Here is a 23,705-nt window from a genome sequence, read left to right as displayed (position 1 = left end):
ATACTCCCCCGAAAACCTTCAGACTTTGCCTGATGGAGGCCTCAATGTCCCAGAAAGAGCATCTCGTTATTTTCGACACGACTTTGCGCGATGGCGAGCAAAGTCCTGGCGCTTCGATGACGAAAACCGAAAAGCTTCGCATCGCCAAGGCGCTGGAGCGGATGCGTGTCGATGTTATCGAGGCGGGATTTGCTATCGCCAGCCCCGGGGATTTTGACGCGGTCAAAGCCATTGCGGAGGCGGTCAGGGAATCCACAGTCTGTAGCCTGTCCCGTGCTCTGGACAAGGATATTGACCGTGCGGCCGAGGCGCTGCAGGGCGCTGAGTCCGCACGTATCCATACGTTTATTGCCACCTCGCCGATTCATATGCAGTACAAGCTGCAGCTGCCGCCGGATGCGGTGATCGAGCAAGCGGTCCGGGCGGTCCGGCGTGCCCGGAACCTGGTCTCGGATGTCGAGTTTTCCTGCGAGGACGCCGGTCGTTCTGAGATCGATTTTCTGTGCCGGATTATCGAAGCCGCGATCGATGCGGGGGCGACCACGATCAATATCCCCGATACGGTGGGGTATGCGGTTCCCGACCAGTTTGGGACGATGATACGCCAGCTGCTCGAGCGCATTCCGAATGCCGATAAGGCGGTCTTCTCTGTGCATTGTCATAACGACTTGGGGTTGGCGGTTGCCAACTCCCTGGCCGCAGTGACCAACGGTGCGCGCCAGGTCGAGTGCACCATTAATGGCCTGGGTGAGCGGGCGGGTAATGCGTCGCTCGAGGAGATCGTGATGGCGGTAAGGACGCGCCAGGATCACTTTGACGTCCAGACGCGTCTCGATACGTCCCATATCGTGCCCACCTCCCGTCTGGTTTCGACGGTGACGGGTTTTCCTGTTCAGCCGAACAAGGCCATTGTCGGTGCAAATGCCTTTGCCCATGAGTCTGGGATCCACCAGGACGGTGTCCTCAAACACCGTGAAACCTATGAAATCATGCGGGCCCAGGATGTCGGGTGGCATACCAACAGTATTGTGTTGGGCAAACATTCCGGCCGGAATGCGTTTCGGACCCGTTTGCAGGAGCTGGGTATCCAGTTTGAGACTGAAACGGAACTCAATGAAGCCTTTGCCCGCTTCAAGGATCTGGCTGATCGCAAGCATGAAATCTTTGACGAAGACCTGCAGGCCATCGCCAGCGACAGTAAGTCGCTTGAAGTGGAAGAGCGTTTCAAGTTGGTGTGCATGAACGTCTGCTCGGAAACCGGGGTGATTCCCCGTGCCAATGTGACGCTGATGATCGATGGCAAGGAACATACTGCGGAGTCGGATGGCAGTGGTCCGGTTGATGCGACCTATCAGGCAATTGAGGCAATCACATCCTCCGGTTGTTCGTTGCAGCTCTATTCGGTCAACAGCATTACGAGCGGCACCGATGCTCAGGGTGAGGTGACGGTGCGTCTTGAACGGGGTGGGCGCATTGTGAACGGCCTCGGAGCCGACACCGATATCGTGATCGCGTCGGCCAAGGCATATGTCCATGCGCTGAACCTGATCAGTACCGACACCCAGCGTCAGCATCCCCAGGGGGATGTCTGACGCTGAAGGGGACTGTAATGAAAGAGGCGACCCGCCAGTTCTACCTCCAGGCAATGGGGGTGACGCTGTGGTATCCACGCCAGGCGTTGCCTGGCGCGGCGCCGTCTCCCGATCTGGATTTTTCGACGGATGAGCCGGCGGTCACGCCGTCCGCTGCCGGCGTGGTTGCCGATGTCCCGGCTGCAGCTCCGGTTGTACCGCCTGCGCCTCAGCCGGACAGGCGGCCCCAGGCTCCCCGGGAGGTCCCGGTCGCGCGGGCTCCGGACCTTTCCGGACTGATGCGGGAGACTGCTGATCCTCCGCAGCAGGCACCTGAAGCAGCACCTGCCGCCACGGTGCCCAAAGCCGCGCGGTTGGAAGCTTCCGCGCCGGAGCCGATTCCCTCCATTTCGATTTATTGCGCTCTTTGGATTGGGCACCGTTATGCGGTTTTGGCCGACCTGGACCCTCAGGTCAGCATTGAATTGCAGCAGAAGTTGATCCGTAACCTGTTGCGAGCACTCGGTGATGACGGTCAGAATCTGACACACCCAATCCGCTTCCACCAGGTCCGCTGGCCCGTCTTCGCGAATCCGCTGATCCCTGGCAACGGCGTCGATGGCTTGAAGGTCGTGTTGGGAAGTCTGTTGCCGGCTGAGGATGAGCATGCCTGGATCGTTCTCGGCGAGGAGAGCGGTCGGGTTATCGATGCCGGCGTCGCTCAGCCGCGACACCTTTGGCTGCGGGAAGATTTTCGGCCGGCGGATATGGCGGCCGACAGTCAACTCAAGCGCCGTCTCTGGCTGCGCATTCAGGAGCAGCAAGGCGCGGTCTCGTGAACTCTGGCGCACGCGAGACGTTTGTCCAGACCGCGGCCGATGGCACGGAGTTTTGCCGTCTGACGTTGGATGATGTTCCTGCGATGCTGGCGATTGAACAGGTTTCCTATTCCCACCCCTGGAGCGAAGGCGTCCTTGGCGACTGTTTCAGTGACCAGTACGAAGTGTGGGGATTGGTTCAGCAGGGGCAGCTCCTGGGCTATGCCATTATCCTGTGGCAGTTCGAAGAGGTGCACTTGCTCAACCTCTGTGTGGCGCCTACACACAGAGGGTTCGGGCTGGGGCGGCGTCTGCTTCGCTATGTGATTGCGCGGAGCCTGTTGCGGCCCTGCGAACAGATTCTGCTGGAAGTCAGGGCGTCCAATAGGGAAGCTTACAGGCTTTATCTCAGTGAGGGGTTTGAAGAGGTCGGGCTGAGAAAGGGCTATTACCCGGCCCCGGGAGGGCGAGAGGATGCCCGCGTCATGGTGCTGAAACATCCCGTAGGGTGAATTATGGGGTTAACCGGTGCACTCCTTCCCGGCAGTATTTTGTGGGGGAGCTGGATCCTGTGGGGCGTCCTGATGCTGGTGGCGGCCCTTTATGCCGATTGGGATCAGCTGTTTGTCGAGAAGCCACTGCAACACACTTTTTTTGGTGCGGCGGTGGCGTTGATGATCCTCTGGAACCTGCGCGCGGGAATTCTGCCCGGGTTAGCTGTACACATCCTGGGAATGACGACACTGTCCCTGATGCTCAGTTGGCCGCTGGCGATTTTTGCCGGCAGCCTGAGTTTGATCGCCATGGTTTTGCTGGGGCGCGAGGCTCTGGCCGATTTTGCGGTCAATGGTCTTGTCACGGTGATACTGCCGGCACTGGTGACGTACGGCGTTATGCGCTGGGAGCGCAACCATTTCCGTATTTTCTTTGCGTATATTTTTGTCTGCGGCTTTTTCGGGGCGGCGATTTCTGCTGCCTGCAGTGCGATCGCCGCTGTCCTGGTGCTGCTGGCCGGCGGTGTCTACGGCTGGGATACCCTGGTTGCCGATTACCTGCGTTACCTACCAATGATCATGCTGCCGGAAGCGTTTGTGAACGGCATGCTGATCACCGGCTTAATGGTGTACTTCCCACAACGCCTGCTGACGCTCGACGAGAGCCGCTATTTGTAGGGCGGCTAAAGGTTCCTTACAAGGCGGCGCTCTAAGGCCTATAATAGCGCCCTTCATTCACGCCTGACCCGACGGTTTTCATGACGACATTGGCACAGGAAATCAGCAAGCGTCGTACGTTTGCCATTATCTCTCACCCGGATGCGGGTAAAACCACGATCACTGAAAAGGTCCTGCTTTTCGGCAAGGCGCTGCAGCGTGCTGGTACGGTCAAGGGTAAGAAGTCCGGTCAGCATGCGAAATCCGACTGGATGGAGATGGAGAAGGAACGGGGTATCTCAGTGACGACGTCGGTAATGCAGTTTCCTTACGGCAACTGCCTGGTGAATCTGCTCGATACCCCGGGGCACGAAGACTTCTCTGAAGATACCTATCGGACGCTGACGGCGGTGGACTCCTGTTTGATGGTGATCGACAGTGCCAAGGGCGTTGAGGAGCGGACCATCAAGCTGATGGAGGTCACGCGCCTGCGCGATACGCCGATCCTGACATTCATGAACAAGCTGGATCGCGACACCCGTGATCCGGTCGAACTGATGGACGAAGTCGAGAATGTCCTCAATATCGCCTGCGCACCGATTACCTGGCCGATCGGTATGGGTAAAGGATTTCGCGGCGTTTATCACCTGATGCGTGATGAGGTCATTCTCTATCAGGGCGGGATGGGGCATACCATTCAAGACAGTCGCATCATCAAGGGGTTGGATAACCCCGAGCTTGACGAGGTCCTGGGTAGTGATGCCGGCAACCTGCGTGACGAGATTGAACTCCTGCAGGGCGCTTCGCATGAGTTCGAACTCGATGCCTTCCTACGCGGCGAGTTGACGCCGGTATTCTTCGGTACTGCGCTGGGTAACTTCGGCGTGGATCATATGTTGGATGGATTGATCGAGTGGGCGCCGTCTCCGCGGGGGCGTCAGACGGATCAGCGCCAGATCGAGCCTGAGGAAGAGTTGTTTTCCGGCTTTGTGTTCAAGATACAGGCCAACATGGACCCGCTGCACCGCGATCGGGTGGCGTTTATGCGGATCGTTTCCGGGCGTTACGAACAGGGCATGAAAATGCGGCATGTCCGCATTGGCAAGGATGTCCGCATCGCCGATGCGCTGACTTTTATGGCGGGTGACCGGGAGCGTGCCGATGAGGCTTATGCGGGGGATATTATCGGCCTGCATAACCACGGTACCATCCAGTTGGGCGATACCTTCACCAGTGGCGAAGAGTTGCGTTTTACCGGTATTCCGAATTTTGCGCCCGAACTTTTCCGGCGTATTCGGCTACGTGATCCGCTGAAGTCCAAACAGTTGCAGAAAGGCTTGATCCAGCTGTCGGAAGAAGGGGCTGTTCAGGTGTTTCGTCCACTGAGGAACAATGACCTGATTGTGGGAGCGGTCGGTGTTCTGCAGTTTGATGTCGTGGTGCATCGCCTGAAGAGCGAATATAAGGTTGAGGCGATGTATGAGCCGATCAACGTCGCAACGGCTCGGTGGGTGACCTGTGACGATGCCCGCAAGTTCGAGGAATTCGAACGCAAGTGTTACGACAACCTGGCATTGGATGGTAGCGACAACATGACATATATCGCGCCGACCATGGTGAATCTCCAGTTGTCGCAGGAGCGATATCCGGATGTCAGCTTCCATAAGACGCGGGAGCACTAACGACCGTCGCGAGGGCATCGCCTCTGGTGATGCGGAGGAACGCGCTGTCGAGCTTCTGCCTTTGTTCGACGCCCACTGCCATTTTGATTTCCCGGAATTCGATGGTCGGAGGGAGTCGATCCTGGCTCGCTTCGATGCTGAGGGTATTCTGGGGTTGGTCATTCCCGGTGTGCGCCAGGCCGACTGGTCCCGGGTTTGCCAGACGGCGCGAGGAGATTCCCGACTTTCCTATTGTCTGGGAATACACCCCTGGTTTGTGGCTGAGCACGATCGGGAGGCGCTTGTCGCTCTTGAACGGCGACTGTCGGAACGGGATCAGGCTCTGGTAGCGTTGGGCGAATGCGGGATGGATGCGCTCAAACCGGACCTAGAGCGACAAGGGTTTTTTTTTGATGCCCAGATCCGTCTGGCCAAAGCGTTGGATCTGCCGCTGGTCATTCATTCCGTTCGTATGCATGACGATGTGTTCGCCATGTTGAGTCGTGCACGTTTTGAGGGTACGTTCCTGGTTCATGGATTTTCCGGGAGCTACGAACAGGCATATCGCTTTGCCCGGCAGGGTGGTTTTATCGGCGTCGGTGGGGTGATTACCTATCAGCGGGCCCGCAAGACCCGGGACGCGATCAGTCGCCTGCCGCTTTCCTGTTTGGTGCTGGAAACCGATGCGCCTGATATGTTGCCTGCCGGTATTGATGCCGGACACAACAACTCTCTGGCATTGCGGCGGATTTTCGAGGCGCTTTGTGCGTTGCGGCAGGAAACCGCGACGGTATTGGCTGAGACGCTGTTGGACAACGTGCGGCGGCTGTATCGGCGAAAACCGTAAAAGGCTTGGCAGGGCATATAACCTTGGGTATAATGCGCGCCCTGGCTTTAAGTGGCTTTTTGTCAATCCTAGCCCCGGGTGACGAAAGCCTATAACCAAGTCGTTCATGCCTTCTCTTGATGGAAGTGTCAGGAGTGTAGGCGATTAATGTTTGTAAGGCGGGATCAATGAAGACTCTGAGTGCGAAACCAGAAACCGTTAAGCGTGACTGGTATGTGGTGGACGCGTCTGGCAAAACGCTGGGTCGTTTGTCTACAGAAATCGCCCGTCGTCTGCGGGGCAAGCATAAGCCTGAATTTACGCCCCATGTCGACACCGGCGATTACATCGTGGTGATCAACGCGGAGAAAGTGCGGGTAACCGGTAAGAAGGCTACCGCGAAGCAGTACTATCATCACACCGGATACCCTGGCGGTATTCGTTCCATCAGCTTTGATAAGCTGATCCAAAAAGCTCCTCAGCAAGTGATCGAAAGTGCCGTTAAAGGCATGCTGCCGAGAGGGCCGCTGGGTCGGGCGATGTTCAAGAAGCTGAAAGTCTACGCAGGCACTGAGCATCCGCATACCGCTCAGCAACCTCAAGTTCTGGACATTTAACGGAAGGCGGATATGGCAGCATCTCAAAACTACGGCACCGGTCGTCGGAAAACCTCTACCGCCCGTGTGTTCATCAAGCCTGGTAGCGGCAGTATTTCCATCAACGGTCGCACCATCGAGCAATTCTTCGGTCGCGAAACGCTGCGCATGATCGTGCGTCAGCCGCTGGTTCTTTCGGAAGCAGTGGATCGTTTCGACATCAAGGTAACGGTTGCTGGTGGTGGTTCCAGCGGTCAGGCTGGCGCAATTCGCCACGGTTTGACGCGCGCCCTGATCGAATACGATGAGAATCTGCGTTCTGCGCTGCGTCGTGCGGGTTATGTGACTCGTGATGCACGTGAAGTCGAACGTAAGAAAGTGGGTCTGCGTAAAGCGCGTAAGCGTCCGCAGTACTCCAAGCGTTAACAGCGGCTTACTCCGACTGTTCAAAAAACCCGGCTATTGGCCGGGTTTTTTTGTGGCATCCTCCGGCAAACCTCTCTTCTTGCTGCTATCTTCAGGCTTTGGCAATTCATTGATCCGGGACAGGTTTGCGGCGGTGGCTTGCTTGTAAGGTATCGTTAATTTCATTAGTATCTTTGCGTATTAATAAGAAATTCCTGCGGTTTGTGTCGGCGCGGATCTCGTCACACCGAGGGGCGCTTTTGCTTGATGGGAGAAAACCAGCATGAGTAATGGCGACGTAAACCAGGGTCGGCGCCGATTCCTAATTGGTGCGACCTCGGTTGTGGGGGGAGTTGGCGTCGTCGGGGCTGCCGTGCCTTTCGTGGCGTCCTGGGAGCCCAGTGCCAAAGCAGAGGCGGCCGGAGCTCCGGTCAAATTCAATATCAGCAAGATTGAGGAAGGGCAGCAGGCGACTGTTGCATGGCGCGGCAAGCCTGTCTGGGTCGTTCGCCGCTCTGATGCGATGTTGGCAAATATCAAGAAAATGAATGATCGGGTGGCCGATCCCGAGTCCAAGAATCCGCAGCAACCTCCCTACATTACCGGCATCTATCGTTCTATCAAGCCCCACATTTCCGTTTTGGTTGGTATTTGTACCCATTTGGGCTGCGTGCCGAACTATCGGCCCGAAGTGCATCCCGACGATCTCAAGGGGCTGGACTGGGTAGGTGGTTATTATTGCCCTTGTCACGGTTCCAAATACGATCTCGCTGGCCGGGTCTGGATTAACCAGCCTGCGCCGTTGAACCTGGAGGTTCCGCCTTATCACTTTGTGGGCGAGGACACTATCGTTGTTGGCGTGGATCCGGAGAAAGCGTGATGCAAAAGCTGATTCAGTGGATTGACGCTCGCCTGCCGATCATCGATGCCTACGAGCGGCACCTGAGCAAATACTACGCACCTAAGAACTTCAACGTCTGGTATTTCTTCGGTTCTCTCTCGCTGCTGGTGTTGGTCAACCAGTTAGTGACCGGTATCTGGCTGACAATGAGCTATAACCCGACTGCCGAAGGTGCTTTCGCGTCGGTGCAGTACATCATGCGCGATGTGCAGTGGGGTTGGTTGATCCGTTATCTTCATTCAACGGGTGCGTCCGCGTTTTTCATCGTGGTCTATCTCCACATGTTCCGTGGGCTGATGTACGGCTCTTACCGCAAGCCGCGGGAACTGGTATGGATTTTCGGGATGACGATCTATCTCTGCCTGATGGCGGAGGCGTTTTTCGGGTACCTGCTGCCTTGGGGGCAGATGTCTTACTGGGGAGCGCAGGTTATCGTCAACCTGTTTGGCGCGATTCCGGGCATCGGTAACGACCTGTCGCTGTGGATTCGCGGTGACTACCTGATTTCAGGCATTACGCTGAACCGCTTCTTTGCGCTGCATGTCGTGGCGGTGCCGATCATTCTGCTTGCGCTGGTCGTGATGCACATCCTGGCGCTGCATGAAGTTGGTTCGAATAATCCCGATGGTATCGAAATCAAGAAAAACAAGGATGAGAATGGTATTCCGAAAGATGGTATTCCCTTCCATCCGTACTATACGGTCCACGATATCTGCGCTGTGGCGGTTTTCCTCTTCGTCTTCTGCGCAGTGGTCTTCTTTTTCCCGACATTGGGTGGCCACTTCCTGGAAACGCCCAACTTTGAACCGTCCAATCCGCTGAAGACACCGCCCCATATAGAGCCGGTCTGGTACTTCACTCCCTTCTATGCGATGTTGCGGGCCGTGCACGTGAACCTGTTTGGTTTGCCCGGCAAGTTCTGGGGTGTGGTTACGATGGGTGCCGCGATTGCGATTCTCTTTGTGCTGCCCTGGCTCGACCGCAGTCCGGTGAAGTCGATTCGCTACAAGGGCTGGTTGAGTAAGATATTCCTGCTTATTTTTGTGATCAGCTTCTGTTCGCTAGCCTATCTGGGCATGGTGCCGCCTTCGCCGACCCATAATACCTGGGGGTCGATCATGACGGTTCTATACTTCTCGTACTTTATCCTGATGCCGTTCTACACAAGGATGGAGAAAACCAAACCGGTACCAGAGAGGGTGACAGGCTGATGAAAAAGCTGATGGTCTTGCTGACGCTACTCCTCGTTCCGGTTTTTGCGGTGGCGGCTGAAGATGCCATTCCGTTGGATCATATGACGCCGGATCTGCATGACAAGGCTTCCTTGCAGCGGGGCGATAAATATTTCACGAACTACTGTATGGGCTGTCATTCGGCCAAATACATGCGCTATCAACGGGTGGCGAAGGATTTGGGAATACCGAACGAACTGTATGAGAAGAACCTGATCTTCACCGGCGCTAAAATCGGTGAGCTCATGGATAACGCAATGAGTCCGAGTCAGGCTACAGGCTGGTTCGGTAAGGCGCCGCCGGATTTGACGCTGGAAGGACGTTTGCGTGGAGCGGACTGGATTTATTCTTACCTGAAAGGCTTCTATAAAGATGACAGTCGCCCGCGTGGTGTGAACAACGTGGTCTTTCCGAAGGTTGCCATGCCTCATGTCCTGGTGAATCTTCAGGGGCTGTGTGCTGAGCCGCCGCGCCTGGGTGCGAAGCCGCATGTCGATCCTATGAGCGGTGACGTGCGGGGTGAGGGTGGCTGCTCCAAGTGGGCGCAAAAGGGATCGATGACCCCGCAGCAGTATGATCAGGTTGCGTATGACATCACGAACTTCCTGTTTTACATGGGTGAGCCCATAAAATTGCAGCGGGAAAGATTGGGGACATACGTCCTGATTTTCATCGCAATCTTCTTTGTGTTTGCTTATCTGCTCAATCGCGAGTACTGGAAAGACGTGCACTAACGTTTTCGGGTATAATCGCTGGATCTTACAGACCCAGCGAGCGATATATCGTCGCTCGCTGGGTTTTGTCTGGAACCATTCTGTCCATACCAATCATCACGGGGTAGTCCTATGGGCGTTGTGACCAAACGGTCATCAATGACATTTTTCTCTGATCCGGCCAGTCATTACAGCCACCGTGTCCGTATTGTGCTCGCTGAAAAGGGTGTTACGGTCGATGTCGTGGATGTAGATCCCGACAATCCTCCTGAGGAACTGTCTGATCTGAATCCGTACAATGCGCTGCCGACGCTGGTCGACCGGGATCTGGTGCTGTACGAGCCGAACATCATGATGGAATATCTGGATGAGCGTTTCCCGCATCCTCCTCTGTTGCCGGTCTATCCTGTGGCTCGCGCCAACAGTCGCTTGATGATGTTCCGGATTCAGCGTGACTGGTGCGGCCTTGTGGATCGCATTCTTTCCGGCGGTAACGACAAGGATGTGGAAGAAGCCAGGAAGGAATTGCGTGAAAGCCTGACAGCGACAGCGCCGCTGTTCGCCGAAGGGCCTTTCTTCATGAGTGAAGAGTTCACGATTGTCGACTGCTGTGTAGCTCCGATCCTTTGGCGTTTGCCGAAAATGGGTATCGAGCTGCCAGAGAAGCCGGCTCGGGCAATTACCAAATATATGGAACGTATTTTTGCCAGAGAAGGCTTTAAAGCCAGCCTGTCCGATATCGAAGAAGATATGCGGGATTGAGCATTCCGGCTTGATGAGGGGGCGCGCGGTTCTCGAATGCAAACTCCCTGGTTGGAACAAACTTTTCGGCGGTTTGCCTGTCTTTCCGAAGAAGCGTTTGTTCCGGCACCCTCAATAGGCGTATCTTGACCAGCGTGTGCAGTAATTGAGCGTTTGTTAGGGGCGTTGAGGATTTTCATCAATGAGCGACGGAGGCTTTATGAATCCGCCAGCAAATAACATGGTCTCAAGTCGTCCTTACCTGGTCCGGGCTTTCAATGAATGGATCCTTGATAACCAGGTGACGCCTTATGTCGTGGTCGACGCCGCGGTGCCTGGAGTACAGGTGCCCATGGATTACGTCGCGAATGGGCAGATTGTGCTGAATATCAGTCCCTCTGCTGTTCAGGGGCTCCTGATTGGCAACGAAGCCTTGGAGTTCAGTGCGCGGTTTGGCGGTGTGCCGATGCATGTCTACATCCCTATGGCAGGTGTCCTGGCGATTTATGCCAAGGAAAATGGGCAGGGGATGGTCTTTGGCAGCGAGCCGGGAATGCCACCGGAAAGCCGCCCGGTAGGCGTTGCCAGCGTACCGGCAGACGCATCATCGACGGAGCGGACTGCTGCTGAAAAGAAAAGCAGCAAGCCCAATCTCAAGGTCATCAAGTAACAGTGGCGGGGCGTGTAACCTGGGTTACACGCCGAACAGCATCTGGTCGATCAGTGCGCAGATAGCGTTGATGACGAGCAGTGTGACCTCGGCAGCCCGGGTTGAAGATAGGTCGTGCAAGGCGATCTCGTGATCTTCCGGGTGCAATAGCGACATAATGTCGTTTTCCTCTTTTGCACTGATAACGATTACCCGCATCTGTCGGTCGTGAGCAGCCTGTATCGCCTGGATCAGGTTGGCTTTGTGACCGTCGTCCACAATGACCAGAAGCGTGTCGTTTTCCTTACCCAGAGCCCGTACCTGGCGGGAAAAAGTGTCGTTGAAACGGTTGTCACGGCAAATGGCGGCATAAGTGGTGGCGTCGGCTCCCAGGTTGATGGCTGGCAGCGCAGGGCGTTCCTGTTCCAGTCGGTTGAGCAGACTCGTACAGAAATACTGTGCCAGGACATTGGCTGTCCCGTTGGCACAGGCCAGGATGCGACCTTCGTTCAGTAATGTGCCGACCAGGGCTTCGGCGATGGCGCTGATGGCGCCGCTCAAGTCCGACGCCGTCTCGGCAACGGCTTCCATGTGTTCAGCAAAGGTGTTTTCGATAAAAGCGCGATGATCGGTCATGTTGTGTCGAAGGCGTTAGCAATCCAGTGAATATGATGACGGCCCAGCGACGAGCGTGAGATGTCCACGACATCGAAGCGGCAGGGCATTTGCCATAGCGCGTGTTGCTGCAGATAGCATTGGGCCGTATGAATGATGCGCCGGGTTTTGGTCGGCGTGATGCTTTCTGCGCCGCTGGTCAGTCCGTCACTCTTGCGGAAGCGGACTTCCACAAAGACCAGCGTGTCACCGTCCCGGCAAATGAGGTCTATTTCACCTCGCTTCGAGTAGTAATTGTTTTCAAGGACTTGTAGTCCCTTTTTGCGCAGGTAGCGGCTGGCCAGCTGTTCCATTTGCTGTCCCGTCGCCCGCCGAGTTGCCGGCATCGTTATCTTCCTTGACCGTGTTGTCATTGGCCGACGAAGCTTCCGGAGGTTCGCCGGCGGGTTGTTGTTGCGCTGGGTTTGTATTGTCGGAAGTCGGCGCCGAAGTGTCTGTCTGGTCGGCAGGCAGCAACTGCGGCGTCCCGTTTCGGAAAATGGCCCAGTCCAACTTTCGGTGAATGCGGCGGCTGTCATCCATGGTCAGCAAGCCAGTGGCGCCGTCGACCATGCTTCCCTGGACCTGTTTCAGCAGCGGCAGTCTCGAACTCAGCAGATAGGCATCGGCACCCATCGCAAAAAGGCGGTCGTATTGTCCGAACAGCGACGGAAACGTCGTCTGCACTTCCTTTCGCAGAGGGTTCTGGTTGGCCAGTACCCAGGGCAGGTCGGTAAAGCGGACGCCATCGAGATCGGCATCGCGCTGGGGGTTTGGCTTGCCGGTATAGACAAGAGAGGTTGCGTAGACCGGGAGGTCTCCAGCGAAATAGAACTCCAGCAATGGTTTGATCTGGCGAGCTACTGGCGGAGAGGCCACCATGACAATGGCGTCCGCATCCTGACGGCGTCGTGGTTCGAACTTGACGTCCATGCCGATAGTGCGTTCCACCTGAATTGCCCGGTCGCGGCTCTGCGTGACGCCCAGGAGGTTGGCTACAGCCCGCTTGAGAGTGTCGTCGCCGGCAAAGCGGCTGTTGTCGAGAACTTCGCCATCGAGCTGGACAAAGCTGTCCTGGAATGCCTGGAGGACCCGGTCTCCCCAATCGCCTGTCGGCAGAATGGCGAGGACCTTCTTGTCGCCGTCCCTGCGCAGGCGCTCTGCAATCTGGCGAACATCATCATCTGGCGAAAGACCGAACTGGAATAGATTATCCGGTGTTGTGGCTGACGGGTTGTCGAGGTAGTTCAGAGCCAGGACCGGTACCGGCAGGCTGGGTTGACCGGCCAGTTCTGCCACCGAGGCTTTGGACAGAGGGCCGATCACAAGGTCCGGAGACTTGGCCATGATCTGCTTATAGTGCTGCATGAAATCGCCGGATCCCGTATCCACCACGTCGATTCGGGTTTTGTGGTCATTGTGGCGCTGGTCCTGGTAGAAAGCGCCAACGAAGCCTTCCAGGATGGCCTTGCCGGCGTCGGCCAGGTTGCCGCTAAGCGGCAGGGCCAGGACGAGTCGCTCCGGCCGCTGCTGGACAAGCGAGACGATCAGGGCCAGCTCGTCGGGCAGCTGGGTGGCGGCGGGATGATTGGCCCAGTTTTGCTGCCACTGCCGGATTTCCCGGCTCTGCTGGTCCAGGCTTTGGCCCGCTTGGTGTAGGGCCATTGCCAGCTCCAGCCAGCCTTGCATGTTGTAGCTGCTCGACCGCTTGGCTTCCTGGGCTAGGGCGTCACTGCTGGCCGACTCCAGCCAGCGCCAGATCTGGTTGCGATTCTGGTGGGCCTGGTCATCGGGAAACAGGCTGTTGGCCGCGACCAGTATGGCTGCGGCCTGGACCTGCTGGTTGGCCAATGCCAGGGTTTTTGATTCGAGCAGTGCTGCTTGTGGCTGCTTGTCCGATGGGTAATGGGTGTAAAGATCGGGGCTTAGCGACGGTGCCAGGTCCTGAGCCCAGGCTACATCGTTAAGATTGATCGCGCTTCGCATCGAGAGTAGGAGATACTGGTCCTTCAGTGCCGGTGTCAGTTGGTCGGCTGTTACGGATTTCAGTACCTGCCGAGCCCGGTGGTCGTCAGTCTTTTGTTGCAGGATGTCTGCAGCCTGTAGCAGCAGGCGGTCTCTTTCATTGGCCTGAGTGGCCTTTTGTGCCGCTGCAATTAAGGATTCCGGGGTGTTCGCCGCTGTGCTGACGGTCGGTTTGACCGGGCCGGGTGTACAGGCGGTGACCAAAAGCGCGGCGAATGCCAGCGCGGCAACGCGGGAGCTCACTGAAAATTTGGACATGAACGGCTCGCTGCACCAGTCAGATCAAGAGTGAAGAAACGCTTGTTGCGCAACGCCGGCGGCGGCATCATGCGCGGAAGACGCAAGTGTAACAGGTTGTCCCCTGTTTCTCATGACGTGCGCCGTCACGCGAGGATAACCGAAGTAATGCTTTCCCTGAACCTCCGGAGTTGTCATGGCCCATGATCCCCGAACCGCCGACGCCGCGGGTTGCCTTTATGTCGTCGCCACCCCAATCGGCAATCTGGGTGATATCACGCAAAGAGCAATAGATACGTTATCGAAGGTCGACGCCGTTGCTGCGGAGGACACCCGTCACTCCGCTCGTCTGCTACAACACTTGGGATTGCATAAACCGCTCATCGCATTGCACGACCATAATGAGCGTGCTCGCAGCGGCGCCTTGCTTGATCGGGTTGCCGGTGGCGAACAAATCGCCCTGGTGTCTGATGCAGGCACACCTTTGATCTCGGACCCGGGCTTTGTGCTGGTGCGGGAGGCGCGGGAACGGGGTCTCAGGGTTGTTCCGATACCGGGTGCCAGTGCGTTGATTACGGCGTTGTCGGCAGCGGGCTTACCCACTGATCGTTTTGTGTTCGCCGGATTTCCGCCCGCCAAGAACAAGGCTCGCCAGGATTTTCTGGCTGCTCTCGCCAATGAAACCGGTACGCTGGTCTTTTATGAATCGCCTCATCGGGTTCGGGATACGATCGATGCGATGGTCGCGTGTTTCGGGGAGACGCGTCAGGTTGTGCTGGCGCGGGAGCTGACCAAGACTTTTGAGCAGTTCTACGACGCGACGCTGGGTGCTCTGCAGGCTTTGCTCGAAGCAGATCCCAATGCCAGCCGGGGAGAGATGGTGTTGATAGTGGCAGGTGCGGCGCCTGTCGATAATTCGCTGGCTCAGGCGACAGGACTGGATATTGATCGTCTGCTTAAGGCGCTGTTGTCGGAGTTGCCGGTGAAATCGGTCGCGCGCATCGCGGCAGACGCAACAGGCATACCGAAAAACCAACTTTATGAACGCGCGTTGCAACTCAAGACGTCCTGAATTGGATCGGTGGCACCCGGAAATCCGGAAAATACCGATTTCATTGCTTGCTTGAAGCGGTAGGGCGCAGTATCGTGTGCCGCGAGTTCGCTGGACAGTCGCTGTCCTGCCGCTTCGGTGGCGGGATGGAGGAAAGTCCGGGCTCCATAGGGCAAAGTGCCAGGTAACGCCTGGGCGGCGTGAGCCGACGGAAAGTGCAACAGAAAGTATACCGCCTAAGCGCTTCGGCGCCGGTAAGGGTGAAATGGTGCGGTAAGAGCGCACCGCGTGGCTGGCAACAGTCCACGGCGATGGAAAACCCCACTCGGAGCAAGACCAAATAGGAGTCCTACGGTGTGGCCCGCACTGGACTCGGGTAGGTTGCTAGAGGCCGACGGTGACGTCGGTCCCAGATGAATGACTGTCCTTGACAGAACCCGGCTTACAGGCGAACTCCTTTCTTTCATTTCGTGGACGTGTTGTACTGCGTTCGCGGTATCACTGCTTAAGAGGTGCTTTTAATGAGGCCTCTTTCGTTGCCTGATAATTAGGTATCGCGCTTCTCCTTCCTGCTCGTTATAGCAAAATAATCTTATCTCTCAGGCGTTTTGTTGAGTTTTGTCTGCATCATGTTGATTTGTCGGTATTTCCTCTCCTGAATTGCTCTCTTTGCGAATCCTTTAAGGTCTATCCTTCTGTTTTTAAAGCAACTTTTTGCTTTATGTCGGCATTCGGAACGCTTGCATTGTGTATGGCGTGTTCCTATAGTGTGCAAAAGTGGGAAAAAGTGGTTGGAAGTGGTTTTTTGTGGCGACGAAACCTCCCTGGCGAGAAAATTGTGGAGGAGAGTGGACTTCAGGGTCCTGTTTGAAGTGTTGCCGCATGACTGATTGGCCAACTCAGCTTTAGCACCAGAGGATTCCGGACACCGGATATGAGCAATTTTCTCGGCAGTCATGCCATCAATATGGATGCGAAGGGTCGTATAGCGATCCCCGCCCGCGTGCGCGAGGATCTTGCCTCGTTGTGCGAGGGGCGCATCGTGTTGACGGCGCACACCGAGGAACGTTGCCTGCTGGTCTACCCGGAACCCAAATGGAGGGAAATCCTGCCCAAGATCGAGGCGCTGCCCAGCTTTAACAAGGCAGCGCGGCGTGCACAGCGTCTGTTGATCGGCCATGCCACGCCGCTGGAACTGGATTCTGCCGGGCGAGTGTTGGTCCCGCCGACGCTGCGCGAATATGCCGGTCTGGAGAAAAAGCTGCTGCTGATTGGTCAGGGCAGCAAACTCGAGTTGTGGAGCGAAGATCGCTGGACAGCTTGGCTGGATGATGCCGAAGGCGACGGCGAGATGCCGCCCGAAATGGAATCGCTATCACTGTGATGACCGAAACCCCAGGAAATGAAGTGGACCATGTCCATCGGACCGTGTTGCTGCAGGAGGCCGCAGAGGCGCTGGTGACCGACGTGCAGGGCCATTACGTGGATGGCACCTTTGGTCGGGGTGGTCACAGTCGTGAAATTCTGTCCCGGCTGGGAGCGTCAGGGCGGTTGCTGGGGGTGGACAAGGATCCTGCCGCGATTGCTGAGGGCGTTCGGTTGTCTGCCGAGGATGCCCGTTTCGTGATCCGACAGGGGTCCTTCGCTCAGTTGGCAGAGTTCGTGGCTGAGCGTGGTTGGGACTGGGTGAATGGTGTCTTGCTGGACCTGGGGGTGTCTTCGCCGCAGTTGGATGATGCCAGCCGCGGATTCAGCTTTATGCGTGACGGTCCTTTGGATATGCGGATGAACCCCGGCGAAGGGGAGAGTGCGACGGACTGGTTGGCCCGTGCCGAAGAGTCGGAGATCGCCAATGTGCTTTGGCGGTTGGGAGAGGAGCGTTTCTCCAGACGGATTGCCCGGGCGGTTGTCGAACAGCGTCAGATCCAGCCGGTGACGACGACTGGTGAGTTGGCTCGGCTGATCGAGGGTGCCGTACCAAGGCGGGAGAAGGGTAAGCATCCTGCAACACGTAGCTTTCAGGCGATTCGTATTCATCTGAACCGCGAGCTGGAAGATCTGGAAACAGGGTTGCTGGCGGCGACGAATCTGTTGGCTACAGGTGGCCGTCTGGTCGTGATCAGTTTTCATTCGCTGGAAGACCGTATCGTCAAGCGGTTCATGCGGGATCTGGCCAGAGGTCCGCAGTTACCGCGGGGATTGCCCGTGACGGGGCGTATGGCCGAGCCGGCATTTCGGTTGATCGGCAAGGCGGCACGGGCTTCGGAAGGTGAAGTGGACGAAAACGTGAGGGCGCGCAGCGCCATCATGCGAGTGCTCGAGAAGGTGGTATAGGACCATGGGTGCAGTCAGCGTCGAAACAGGCTCTCGGTCCCTCCGTTGGCGGGACAGCCTGGCATCTGCGTGGCGCCTGTCGCGATTGATTTTTCGCGGTCTGTGGCGCCGGGACTTGCTGATAACGCTGGTGCTGGTCGGTTTGTTGATCACTTCTGCCGTTGGCGTGATTTATGCCGTCCACCTGAATCGACAACTGTTCAGTTCGCTGAATCATTTGCAAGTGCAGCGGGATGCGTACCAGCGAACCTGGAGCCAGCTGCTGCTGGAGGAGAGTGCGTTAAGCGCACACAGCCGGGTTGAGCAGCATGCGGTCGCTGATTTGAACATGAAAGTGCCCGGGCGTGACGACATTACGCTCGTGGTGAAAAAACCATAAAGCCGGACGGCCCCTGAATTCAGGGGCCTTACCGTAATAAGCAGTTAGGTTACGTCAGGGGACGGGTTGTGACGAAGTCAGCGCCACGACAAACAATGGCAGAGCGCGTGATGACTGTATTGCGGTCATGGCGTTATGCCGTCGTGATCTGCGCTTTCCTCGGAGTGGTCGGTGCCTTGTGCTGGCGACTGGTTTATCTGGATGTCATCAATCAGCACTTCCTCAGCCGGCAAGCGGAAATGCGTTCTGCCCGGGTGGAAACCATCGATGCCCATCGAGGCATGATTACTGACCGTGATGGCGAGCCGCTGGCGGTCAGCACACCTGTGGAAACCGTCTGGGCCAATCCCAGTGAGATGGATCCGAACGATCCCAAACTGGCAAGCCTGACAAAACTCCTGGACCTCAATCTCGGTCAGTTGCGCCAACGGGTGCGTGCAGATCGTGATCGTGAGTTCATTTATATTCGTCGCAAGATCCAGCCATCGTTGGCAAAAGCCGCTGAGGCGCTGGATATTCCCGGCATTTATACCCGTCGCGAATATCGTCGCTATTATCCGGCAGGCGAAGTTGCCGCTCAGGTTGTCGGCTTTACCAATATCGATCAGCAGGGGCAGGAAGGTCTGGAGCTGGCCTACAACAGTTGGCTCTCCGGCCGGGAAGGCGCCAAACGTGTGCTCAAGGACAACCGCGGACACGTCATCAAGGATCTGAGCCTGATCCGTGATGCGCAGCCGGGCAAGAATCTGCATCTGAGTATTGATCTTCGTCTGCAATATCTGGCGTATCGCGAGCTTAAGGCGGCCGTGCAAGAGCATGGCGCGCACAGCGGTACGCTGGTGATGCTGGACGTAGATACCGGCGAGGTGCTCGCCATGGTCAATCAGCCTTCCTACAACCCGAACGATCGCAGTCAGTTGCAGCCCCGCCTGTTACGCAATCGCGCGATTACCGACGTTTTTGAGCCCGGCTCGACCATGAAGCCCCTGAGCATGGCGGCCGCTCTCGAGTCGGGCAAATTCCACATGGGCTCCGAGATAGATACGTCGCCAGGTTATATGCGACTGGGGCGTTACACCATCCGTGATGATGGCAATTACGGCGTCCTCGACCTTACCCATATCATTGCAAAATCCAGCAATGTCGGAATGTCCCATATTGCCATGACAATTGGCGGCCAGCGCATCCATGACATGCTCTACCGATTTGGTCTCGGTCAGTCGACGGGTATCGGTTTTCCCGGTGAAGCCGTGGGCGTGCTGCCGACCCATATCGACTGGAAGCCTGTAGATGAGGCCACCATGGCATATGGCTACGGTGTCAGCGTGACGGCACTGCAGCTTGCGCAGGCCTATATGGTGCTGGCTAACGGCGGTATTCGCTATCCCGTCAGTCTCATCAAGCTGGATCGCCCGCCGCAGGGCGTGCGGGAAATACCGGAGGGCGTTGCTGCCGACATTCGCCATATGCTTGAGGCAGTGGTGCAGGAAGGCACTGGGAAACGGGCCCAGATTCCGTTTTATCAAGCCGCGGGCAAAACCGGAACGGTGCATCTGGTGGGACGCAATGGCTACGAAAGTAACGAGTATCGCTCCGTGTTTGCGGGCATGGCTCCCGCGGATAATCCGCGACTGGTATGCGTGGTGATGATCGATGCCCCGCAGGGTAACCAGTATTACGGTGGAGAAGTTGCCGCGCCGGTATTCTCGCGGGTGATGGGAGATTCCCTGCGCCTGCTGAATGTGCGGCCGGACCTGAATTTGGACTCACAGGAGGTCGCCGGTAAGGCGACTCCTGAGAAGAGTGGAGGCCGGGGGTAGCGTTATGTGCAACCGAACGCTGCATAGTCTGCTAACAGGCATTGTCGAAGTGCCTTCCGTGTTGGATGTGACGATTCACGGACTGCAGTCTGACAGCCGCTGCGTGCGAACCGGCGATGCGTTTATGGCGTTGGCCGGCTCGAAAGGCGACGCCTGGGCCTATGTGCCTGAGGCCATCAAGCGTGGTGCCGTTGCCGTTTTGCTGGAAACGCAGGACGACCAGGGCTGCGACGAGCGTGAAGGTGTGTTGCTGGTGAAGGTGCCTGGTCTGTCACGCCGTCTGGGGCTGATTGCCGACCGGTTCTACGAGGCACCGTCTGCCGAATTGCACGTTCTGGGTGTCACCGGCACCAATGGCAAGTCGTCTGTCACGCGGTATGTAGAACAATTGCTTAATGAACTGGGCGTTCGAACCGGGCAACTGGGAACCCTGGGATACGGTTTACCCGAGAAATTGATGCCGGCAACTCACACCACGCCCGATGTTGTGCGGGTCCATCGCTGGTTGAAGGAGATGAAGCGTGAGGGGGCCGGTGCGGTCGTGATGGAGGTCTCATCCCACGCACTGGAGCAGGGGCGAGTGGATGACGTTCGCTTCGAAGGAGCGATTTTCACCAACCTGACGCGCGACCATCTGGATTATCACGGTTCAATGGATGCCTACGGTGCGGCCAAGGCGAAACTGTTCAAGCGTGAAGGGCTGAGTTTCGCCGCCATCAATTTCGACGATCCTTTCGGGCGTCAGCTGGCGACGCAGGTGGCTGATCATTGCGACGTACTGCGTTACAGCCTTCACGAGTCGTCGGTCGAGCTTTGGCTGGAAAAGCTGCACACGGCACCTTCGGGATTCAAGGCCCGGTTGAATGGTCGTTGGGGCCTGATGGACATTGCTGCGCCGCTGATGGGCAGTTTTAACGTCAGCAACGTTTTGGCGGCAATGACGGCGGTTCTGGCGATGGGGTATGCCCCTGATCGTGTAGCCGCCAGTGTTTCACGTCTGACGCCGGCCCCAGGTCGTCTGCAGCCCTTTATGCGCGACGATGGATTACGGGTTGTCGTTGACTATGCCCATACTCCGGACGCACTGAGCAATGCGCTGGCAGCATTGCGGCCGCACGTCGATGGCCACCTTTGGTGCATTTTCGGTTGCGGAGGCGATCGCGATACCGGCAAGCGACCCGAGATGGCCGCCGTCGCGGAAGAACTGGCTGACCGTGTGGTCGTGACCGATGACAACCCGAGAACGGAATCGCCGCAGCAGATCGTGTCCGACATCCTGAAAGGTTTTCGTGTGCCTGCTGAGGTGACGGTCGAGCATCAGCGTGCCAAGGCGATTGCCGATGTCCTGGAGCAGGCTGCTGCAGGCGACGTAGTCCTGGTCGCAGGGAAAGGGCATGAGGATTATCAGGAAGTGGGTACCGAGCGCCTACCTTACAGCGATATCCAGACGGTCAGCGAGCTGCTGACGGCGAAGAGGGCAGCACTATGATGCGCACTTTTACCCTGACCGAAGCCGCCGCCGCCCTGGCGGGCGAACTGGCCGGAGCCGATGCGGCTTTTACCCGTGTGTCGACGGATACCCGGACGCTAAAGCCTGGCGACCTTTATGTGGCCTTGCGCGGTGGGAATTTCGACGGTCATGAATTTGTGACGTTGGCGGCTGAAAAAGGCGCCGTCGCTGCGGTGGTGGAGCGCGTGGATAACGGGTTGGCGCTGCCGCAGCTCAAGGTCGCGGACAGTCTCGTCGCGCTGGGCGCTCTGGCCTGTATGAACCGGCGGGAAAGTCAGGTGCGGACCGTGGCGGTGACCGGAAGTTCAGGCAAAACCACCGTCAAGGAAATGACCGCAGCCATATTGCGTCAGGCGGGATCAACGCTGGCGACGGTCGGTAATTTCAATAATGCGGTTGGTGTACCGCTGACCCTGTTTGGGCTGTCGCCTGAACACCGGTTTGCCGTGATCGAACTAGGGGCCAGCGGGTTGGGCGAAATTGCGGCAACCGTTCAGATGGCAGCCCCGGAAGTGGTGATTATCACCAATGCCGGCCAGGCGCACCTCGAGGGCTTTGGCAGCTACGAGAATATCGTGTCGGCCAAAGGCGAAATTATCGACGGTGTTGCTGATGGCGGTACCGTCGTACTGAATGCCGATGATCCTGCCTATCCGCAATGGCGGGAACGCGCCGGGCAACGTCAGTTGCGGACCGTGTCGATTTTGAACGACACCTCGGACTATCAGGCGCGTGAATTGATCAGCGAGGATGGCGAAAGCGTCTTTACGGTAGCAGGTCCCGGTGGATGGCATTGTCGGATTCGGCTGCCGCTTCTGGGGCAGCACAATGTGATGAATGCGCTGATGGCTATTGCTGCCTGTCGGGCGCTGGGCGTCGGCGACGTCGACATTATCGAGGGCCTGGGGGCGGTGGTGCCCGTCAAGGGCCGGCTGCAAAGCATTCCTGTCTCTGATGATGTAATGGTCATCGACGATAGCTATAACGCCAATCCGGCGTCCATGCGCGCTGCGATGAATGTGCTGGCCGAGCGCTCCGGATTCAGGGTCGCCGTTTTGGGTGATATGGCGGAACTGGGGCCCGAGGAATCCGCATTGCATGTGTCCATCGGTCGCATTGCCCTGGAACTGGGTATCGAGTCTCTCTATGCCTGTGGCCACCATGCCACAGATTACGCGCGCGGGTTTGGCCGTGACGCGGTTGTCTTCGAGGACCAGGCGGCGCTGATCGCAGCGCTGGAAAAGGTGGCGCAGCGCCCCCTGTCGATCCTCGTAAAAGGTTCCCGTAGCGCGGGTATGGATGCTGTGGTCCGCGCGCTTACCGACAAGGTGAATAGCTGATGCTGCTCTGGCTAGCCGATTATCTGTCCCGCTATGTCAGCGAGCTTGCGGTCTTTAACTACCTGACCCTGCGCGGGATTCTCGGCGTGTTGACGGCGCTGGTGATTTCATTGCTGGTCGGGCCGACCATGATCCGCAAGCTGGGACAATACCAGATCGGACAGGCGGTGCGGGACGATGGACCGCAAAGCCACCTGAGCAAGGCCGGCACGCCAACCATGGGTGGCGCACTGATTCTGGTCTCAGTCACTGTCAGCACCCTGTTGTGGGCAGATCTCGCAAACCGGTATGTCTGGATCACGCTCATCGTGACCTTGTTGTTCGGTGCCATCGGTTGGGTGGACGACTACCGGAAGGTCGTTGAACGTAATCCCAAGGGGCTGCCGGCGCGCTGGAAATATCTCTGGCAATCGATTTTCGGCATCCTGGCCGCCATCGTGCTCTACGCCACCGCAACGCTGCCCCAGGAGACCACCTTTATCGTGCCCTTGTTTAAAGGTGTCGAGATTCCGCTCGGGCCGATCATGTTCGTTGTTATCACCTATTTCGTGGTTGTCGGCAGCAGCAATGCGGTGAACCTGACCGATGGCCTCGACGGTTTGGCCATCATGCCGACCGTCATGGTGGCCGGTGCGCTGGCAATATTTGCCTACCTGTCGGGGCATGTGAAATTTGCGGAATATTTACATATTCCTCACTTGCCAGGTACCGGGGAGTTGATTGTATTCTGCGGCGCGCTCGTGGGGTCGGGGTTGGGCTTCCTCTGGTTCAACACCTATCCGGCGCAGGTCTTCATGGGCGATGTGGGGGCCCTGGCCCTGGGGGCAGCCCTGGGGATTGTCGCTGTGATCGTGCATCAGGAAATTGTGCTGTTCATCATGGGCGGCGTCTTCGTCATGGAGACGATCTCCGTGATCCTGCAGGTGGCGTCGTTCAAGCTGACAGGCCGGCGGATATTCCGCATGGCGCCGCTGCATCACCACTTTGAACTTAAAGGCTGGCCGGAACCGCGCGTGATTGTGCGGTTCTGGGTCGTGACTGTGGTCCTGGTCCTGATCGGACTGGCCACGTTGAAAATTCGCTAACGGGAG

24 protein-coding genes and 1 other RNA gene are annotated in these 23,705 nt (G+C 57.3%); 22 read left to right on the top strand and 3 right to left on the bottom strand.

The features are described 5' to 3' along the window. Positions 1 to 44 precede the first annotated feature (44 nt). The 13 genes from CLR77_RS12555 to CLR77_RS12495 all read left to right on the top strand — a co-directional run bounded on the left by CLR77_RS12555 (position 45) and on the right by CLR77_RS12495 (position 11,285). Positions 45 to 1,592 carry a 2-isopropylmalate synthase gene (locus tag CLR77_RS12555; protein WP_097460975.1) on the top strand — a complete coding sequence of 516 codons (1,548 nt, stop codon included), beginning with the start codon at positions 45 to 47 and terminating at the stop codon, positions 1,590 to 1,592. 17 nt (positions 1,593 to 1,609) lie between these two features. Beyond that, the gene (locus CLR77_RS12550; RefSeq protein WP_097460974.1) at positions 1,610 to 2,410 is read left to right on the top strand and encodes a hypothetical protein; all 801 of its coding nucleotides are present in this window, start codon (positions 1,610 to 1,612) and stop codon (positions 2,408 to 2,410) included. Further along, the gene (gene rimI / locus CLR77_RS12545; protein ID WP_227519902.1) at positions 2,407 to 2,901 is read left to right on the top strand and encodes a ribosomal protein S18-alanine N-acetyltransferase; all 495 of its coding nucleotides are present in this window, start codon (positions 2,407 to 2,409) and stop codon (positions 2,899 to 2,901) included. The genes CLR77_RS12550 and rimI overlap by 4 nt, the downstream gene beginning before the upstream one ends. A gap of 3 nt (positions 2,902 to 2,904) precedes the next feature. Further along, entirely contained in the window at positions 2,905 to 3,561 is a 657-nt protein-coding gene (locus CLR77_RS12540; RefSeq protein WP_097460973.1) for a hypothetical protein, read from the top strand. Positions 3,562 to 3,641: 80 nt separating this feature from the next. Next, complete coding sequence (prfC, locus tag CLR77_RS12535; RefSeq protein WP_097460972.1) at positions 3,642 to 5,222, top strand: peptide chain release factor 3; 1,581 nt, start codon at positions 3,642 to 3,644, stop codon at positions 5,220 to 5,222. Next, positions 5,191 to 6,048 carry a TatD family hydrolase gene (locus tag CLR77_RS12530; RefSeq protein ID WP_227519901.1) on the top strand — a complete coding sequence of 286 codons (858 nt, stop codon included), beginning with the start codon at positions 5,191 to 5,193 and terminating at the stop codon, positions 6,046 to 6,048. Before prfC ends, CLR77_RS12530 begins: the two co-directional genes overlap by 32 nt. A gap of 167 nt (positions 6,049 to 6,215) precedes the next feature. Then, positions 6,216 to 6,644 carry a 50S ribosomal protein L13 gene (rplM, locus tag CLR77_RS12525; RefSeq protein ID WP_097460971.1) on the top strand — a complete coding sequence of 143 codons (429 nt, stop codon included), beginning with the start codon at positions 6,216 to 6,218 and terminating at the stop codon, positions 6,642 to 6,644. Between the two features lie 12 nt (positions 6,645 to 6,656). Further along, the gene (rpsI, locus tag CLR77_RS12520; RefSeq protein ID WP_097460970.1) at positions 6,657 to 7,049 is read left to right on the top strand and encodes a 30S ribosomal protein S9; all 393 of its coding nucleotides are present in this window, start codon (positions 6,657 to 6,659) and stop codon (positions 7,047 to 7,049) included. A gap of 262 nt (positions 7,050 to 7,311) precedes the next feature. Next, positions 7,312 to 7,908, top strand: coding sequence for a ubiquinol-cytochrome c reductase iron-sulfur subunit (gene petA / locus CLR77_RS12515; RefSeq protein ID WP_097460969.1), 597 nt, complete (start codon positions 7,312 to 7,314; stop codon positions 7,906 to 7,908). Further along, positions 7,908 to 9,140, top strand: coding sequence for a cytochrome b (locus tag CLR77_RS12510; protein WP_097460968.1), 1,233 nt, complete (start codon positions 7,908 to 7,910; stop codon positions 9,138 to 9,140). The genes petA and CLR77_RS12510 overlap by 1 nt, the downstream gene beginning before the upstream one ends. Then, positions 9,140 to 9,895, top strand: a complete 756-nt coding sequence (locus tag CLR77_RS12505) for a cytochrome c1 (RefSeq protein ID WP_097460967.1) — start codon at positions 9,140 to 9,142, stop codon at positions 9,893 to 9,895. The genes CLR77_RS12510 and CLR77_RS12505 overlap by 1 nt, the downstream gene beginning before the upstream one ends. Before the next feature lie 111 nt (positions 9,896 to 10,006). Further along, positions 10,007 to 10,636 carry a glutathione S-transferase N-terminal domain-containing protein gene (locus CLR77_RS12500; protein WP_097460966.1) on the top strand — a complete coding sequence of 210 codons (630 nt, stop codon included), beginning with the start codon at positions 10,007 to 10,009 and terminating at the stop codon, positions 10,634 to 10,636. 199 nt (positions 10,637 to 10,835) lie between these two features. Next, positions 10,836 to 11,285 carry a ClpXP protease specificity-enhancing factor gene (locus CLR77_RS12495; protein WP_264754696.1) on the top strand — a complete coding sequence of 150 codons (450 nt, stop codon included), beginning with the start codon at positions 10,836 to 10,838 and terminating at the stop codon, positions 11,283 to 11,285. A gap of 24 nt (positions 11,286 to 11,309) precedes the next feature. Here CLR77_RS12495 and CLR77_RS12490 read toward each other — a convergent pair whose 3' ends face one another. Genes CLR77_RS12490 through CLR77_RS12480 form a run of 3 tightly spaced genes read right to left on the bottom strand, consistent with a single transcriptional unit; the run spans position 11,310 to position 14,201 of the window. After that, complete coding sequence (locus tag CLR77_RS12490; RefSeq protein ID WP_097460965.1) at positions 11,310 to 11,900, bottom strand: SIS domain-containing protein; 591 nt, start codon at positions 11,898 to 11,900, stop codon at positions 11,310 to 11,312. Then, complete coding sequence (locus tag CLR77_RS12485; protein ID WP_264754695.1) at positions 11,897 to 12,232, bottom strand: YraN family protein; 336 nt, start codon at positions 12,230 to 12,232, stop codon at positions 11,897 to 11,899. The genes CLR77_RS12490 and CLR77_RS12485 overlap by 4 nt, the downstream gene beginning before the upstream one ends. Beyond that, positions 12,180 to 14,201: a penicillin-binding protein activator gene (locus CLR77_RS12480; RefSeq protein WP_097460963.1), complete on the bottom strand. Its 2,022-nt coding sequence runs from the start codon at positions 14,199 to 14,201 to the stop codon at positions 12,180 to 12,182. Before CLR77_RS12480 ends, CLR77_RS12485 begins: the two co-directional genes overlap by 53 nt. Positions 14,202 to 14,376: 175 nt before the next feature. On the opposite strand from CLR77_RS12480, the gene rsmI reads away from it, so the two are divergent. From rsmI to mraY, 9 genes are all read left to right on the top strand, one after another. Then, complete coding sequence (gene rsmI / locus CLR77_RS12475; RefSeq protein ID WP_097460962.1) at positions 14,377 to 15,252, top strand: 16S rRNA (cytidine(1402)-2'-O)-methyltransferase; 876 nt, start codon at positions 14,377 to 14,379, stop codon at positions 15,250 to 15,252. An 82-nt stretch (positions 15,253 to 15,334) separates the two neighbouring features. Continuing rightward, an RNA gene (rnpB, locus tag CLR77_RS12470) (RNase P RNA component class A) lies at positions 15,335 to 15,692 on the top strand. 473 nt (positions 15,693 to 16,165) lie between these two features. Further along, positions 16,166 to 16,615, top strand: a complete 450-nt coding sequence (gene mraZ, locus CLR77_RS12465) for a division/cell wall cluster transcriptional repressor MraZ (protein ID WP_097460961.1) — start codon at positions 16,166 to 16,168, stop codon at positions 16,613 to 16,615. Continuing rightward, a complete protein-coding gene (gene rsmH, locus CLR77_RS12460; RefSeq protein ID WP_097460960.1) occupies positions 16,615 to 17,565 on the top strand; it encodes a 16S rRNA (cytosine(1402)-N(4))-methyltransferase RsmH in 951 nt (316 codons plus the stop codon). The genes mraZ and rsmH overlap by 1 nt, the downstream gene beginning before the upstream one ends. 4 nt (positions 17,566 to 17,569) lie before the next feature. Beyond that, complete coding sequence (gene ftsL, locus CLR77_RS12455) at positions 17,570 to 17,944, top strand: cell division protein FtsL (RefSeq protein WP_097460959.1); 375 nt, start codon at positions 17,570 to 17,572, stop codon at positions 17,942 to 17,944. Between the two features lie 110 nt (positions 17,945 to 18,054). After that, positions 18,055 to 19,764: a peptidoglycan D,D-transpeptidase FtsI family protein gene (locus CLR77_RS12450; RefSeq protein WP_227519900.1), complete on the top strand. Its 1,710-nt coding sequence runs from the start codon at positions 18,055 to 18,057 to the stop codon at positions 19,762 to 19,764. Between the two features lie 4 nt (positions 19,765 to 19,768). Continuing rightward, complete coding sequence (locus CLR77_RS12445) at positions 19,769 to 21,253, top strand: UDP-N-acetylmuramoyl-L-alanyl-D-glutamate--2,6-diaminopimelate ligase (protein WP_097461024.1); 1,485 nt, start codon at positions 19,769 to 19,771, stop codon at positions 21,251 to 21,253. Continuing rightward, the gene (locus CLR77_RS12440; protein ID WP_097460957.1) at positions 21,250 to 22,614 is read left to right on the top strand and encodes a UDP-N-acetylmuramoyl-tripeptide--D-alanyl-D-alanine ligase; all 1,365 of its coding nucleotides are present in this window, start codon (positions 21,250 to 21,252) and stop codon (positions 22,612 to 22,614) included. The genes CLR77_RS12445 and CLR77_RS12440 overlap by 4 nt, the downstream gene beginning before the upstream one ends. Further along, the gene (gene mraY, locus CLR77_RS12435; RefSeq protein ID WP_097460956.1) at positions 22,614 to 23,699 is read left to right on the top strand and encodes a phospho-N-acetylmuramoyl-pentapeptide-transferase; all 1,086 of its coding nucleotides are present in this window, start codon (positions 22,614 to 22,616) and stop codon (positions 23,697 to 23,699) included. Before CLR77_RS12440 ends, mraY begins: the two co-directional genes overlap by 1 nt. Positions 23,700 to 23,705 lie beyond the last annotated feature (6 nt).

Source organism: Mangrovitalea sediminis, from assembly GCF_002514725.1.
GTDB classification, from domain to species: Bacteria; Pseudomonadota; Gammaproteobacteria; order Pseudomonadales; family Oleiphilaceae; genus Mangrovitalea; species Mangrovitalea sediminis.
Note: the sequence above shows the minus strand (reverse complement) of the source record. Positions and strands in the feature narration are given on the sequence as shown.

Bases quoted from the DNA above. Each gene is read 5' to 3' on its own strand.
- CLR77_RS12555 (WP_097460975.1), top strand. From the start codon at position 45: ATGTCCCAGAAAGAGCATCTCGTTATTTTCGACACGACTTTGCGCGAT.
- CLR77_RS12550 (WP_097460974.1), top strand. From the start codon at position 1,610: ATGAAAGAGGCGACCCGCCAGTTCTACCTCCAGGCAATGGGGGTGACG.
- CLR77_RS12540 (WP_097460973.1), top strand. From the start codon at position 2,905: ATGGGGTTAACCGGTGCACTCCTTCCCGGCAGTATTTTGTGGGGGAGC.
- prfC (WP_097460972.1), top strand. From the start codon at position 3,642: ATGACGACATTGGCACAGGAAATCAGCAAGCGTCGTACGTTTGCCATT.
- CLR77_RS12530 (WP_227519901.1), top strand. From the start codon at position 5,191: ATGTCAGCTTCCATAAGACGCGGGAGCACTAACGACCGTCGCGAGGGC.
- rplM (WP_097460971.1), top strand. From the start codon at position 6,216: ATGAAGACTCTGAGTGCGAAACCAGAAACCGTTAAGCGTGACTGGTAT.
- rpsI (WP_097460970.1), top strand. From the start codon at position 6,657: ATGGCAGCATCTCAAAACTACGGCACCGGTCGTCGGAAAACCTCTACC.
- petA (WP_097460969.1), top strand. From the start codon at position 7,312: ATGAGTAATGGCGACGTAAACCAGGGTCGGCGCCGATTCCTAATTGGT.
- CLR77_RS12510 (WP_097460968.1), top strand. From the start codon at position 7,908: ATGCAAAAGCTGATTCAGTGGATTGACGCTCGCCTGCCGATCATCGAT.
- CLR77_RS12505 (WP_097460967.1), top strand. From the start codon at position 9,140: ATGAAAAAGCTGATGGTCTTGCTGACGCTACTCCTCGTTCCGGTTTTT.
- CLR77_RS12500 (WP_097460966.1), top strand. From the start codon at position 10,007: ATGGGCGTTGTGACCAAACGGTCATCAATGACATTTTTCTCTGATCCG.
- CLR77_RS12495 (WP_264754696.1), top strand. From the start codon at position 10,836: ATGAATCCGCCAGCAAATAACATGGTCTCAAGTCGTCCTTACCTGGTC.
- CLR77_RS12490 (WP_097460965.1), bottom strand. From the start codon at position 11,900: ATGACCGATCATCGCGCTTTTATCGAAAACACCTTTGCTGAACACATG.
- CLR77_RS12485 (WP_264754695.1), bottom strand. From the start codon at position 12,232: ATGGAACAGCTGGCCAGCCGCTACCTGCGCAAAAAGGGACTACAAGTC.
- CLR77_RS12480 (WP_097460963.1), bottom strand. From the start codon at position 14,201: ATGTCCAAATTTTCAGTGAGCTCCCGCGTTGCCGCGCTGGCATTCGCC.
- rsmI (WP_097460962.1), top strand. From the start codon at position 14,377: ATGGCCCATGATCCCCGAACCGCCGACGCCGCGGGTTGCCTTTATGTC.
- mraZ (WP_097460961.1), top strand. From the start codon at position 16,166: ATGAGCAATTTTCTCGGCAGTCATGCCATCAATATGGATGCGAAGGGT.
- rsmH (WP_097460960.1), top strand. From the start codon at position 16,615: ATGACCGAAACCCCAGGAAATGAAGTGGACCATGTCCATCGGACCGTG.
- ftsL (WP_097460959.1), top strand. From the start codon at position 17,570: ATGGGTGCAGTCAGCGTCGAAACAGGCTCTCGGTCCCTCCGTTGGCGG.
- CLR77_RS12450 (WP_227519900.1), top strand. From the start codon at position 18,055: ATGACTGTATTGCGGTCATGGCGTTATGCCGTCGTGATCTGCGCTTTC.
- CLR77_RS12445 (WP_097461024.1), top strand. From the start codon at position 19,769: ATGTGCAACCGAACGCTGCATAGTCTGCTAACAGGCATTGTCGAAGTG.
- CLR77_RS12440 (WP_097460957.1), top strand. From the start codon at position 21,250: ATGATGCGCACTTTTACCCTGACCGAAGCCGCCGCCGCCCTGGCGGGC.
- mraY (WP_097460956.1), top strand. From the start codon at position 22,614: ATGCTGCTCTGGCTAGCCGATTATCTGTCCCGCTATGTCAGCGAGCTT.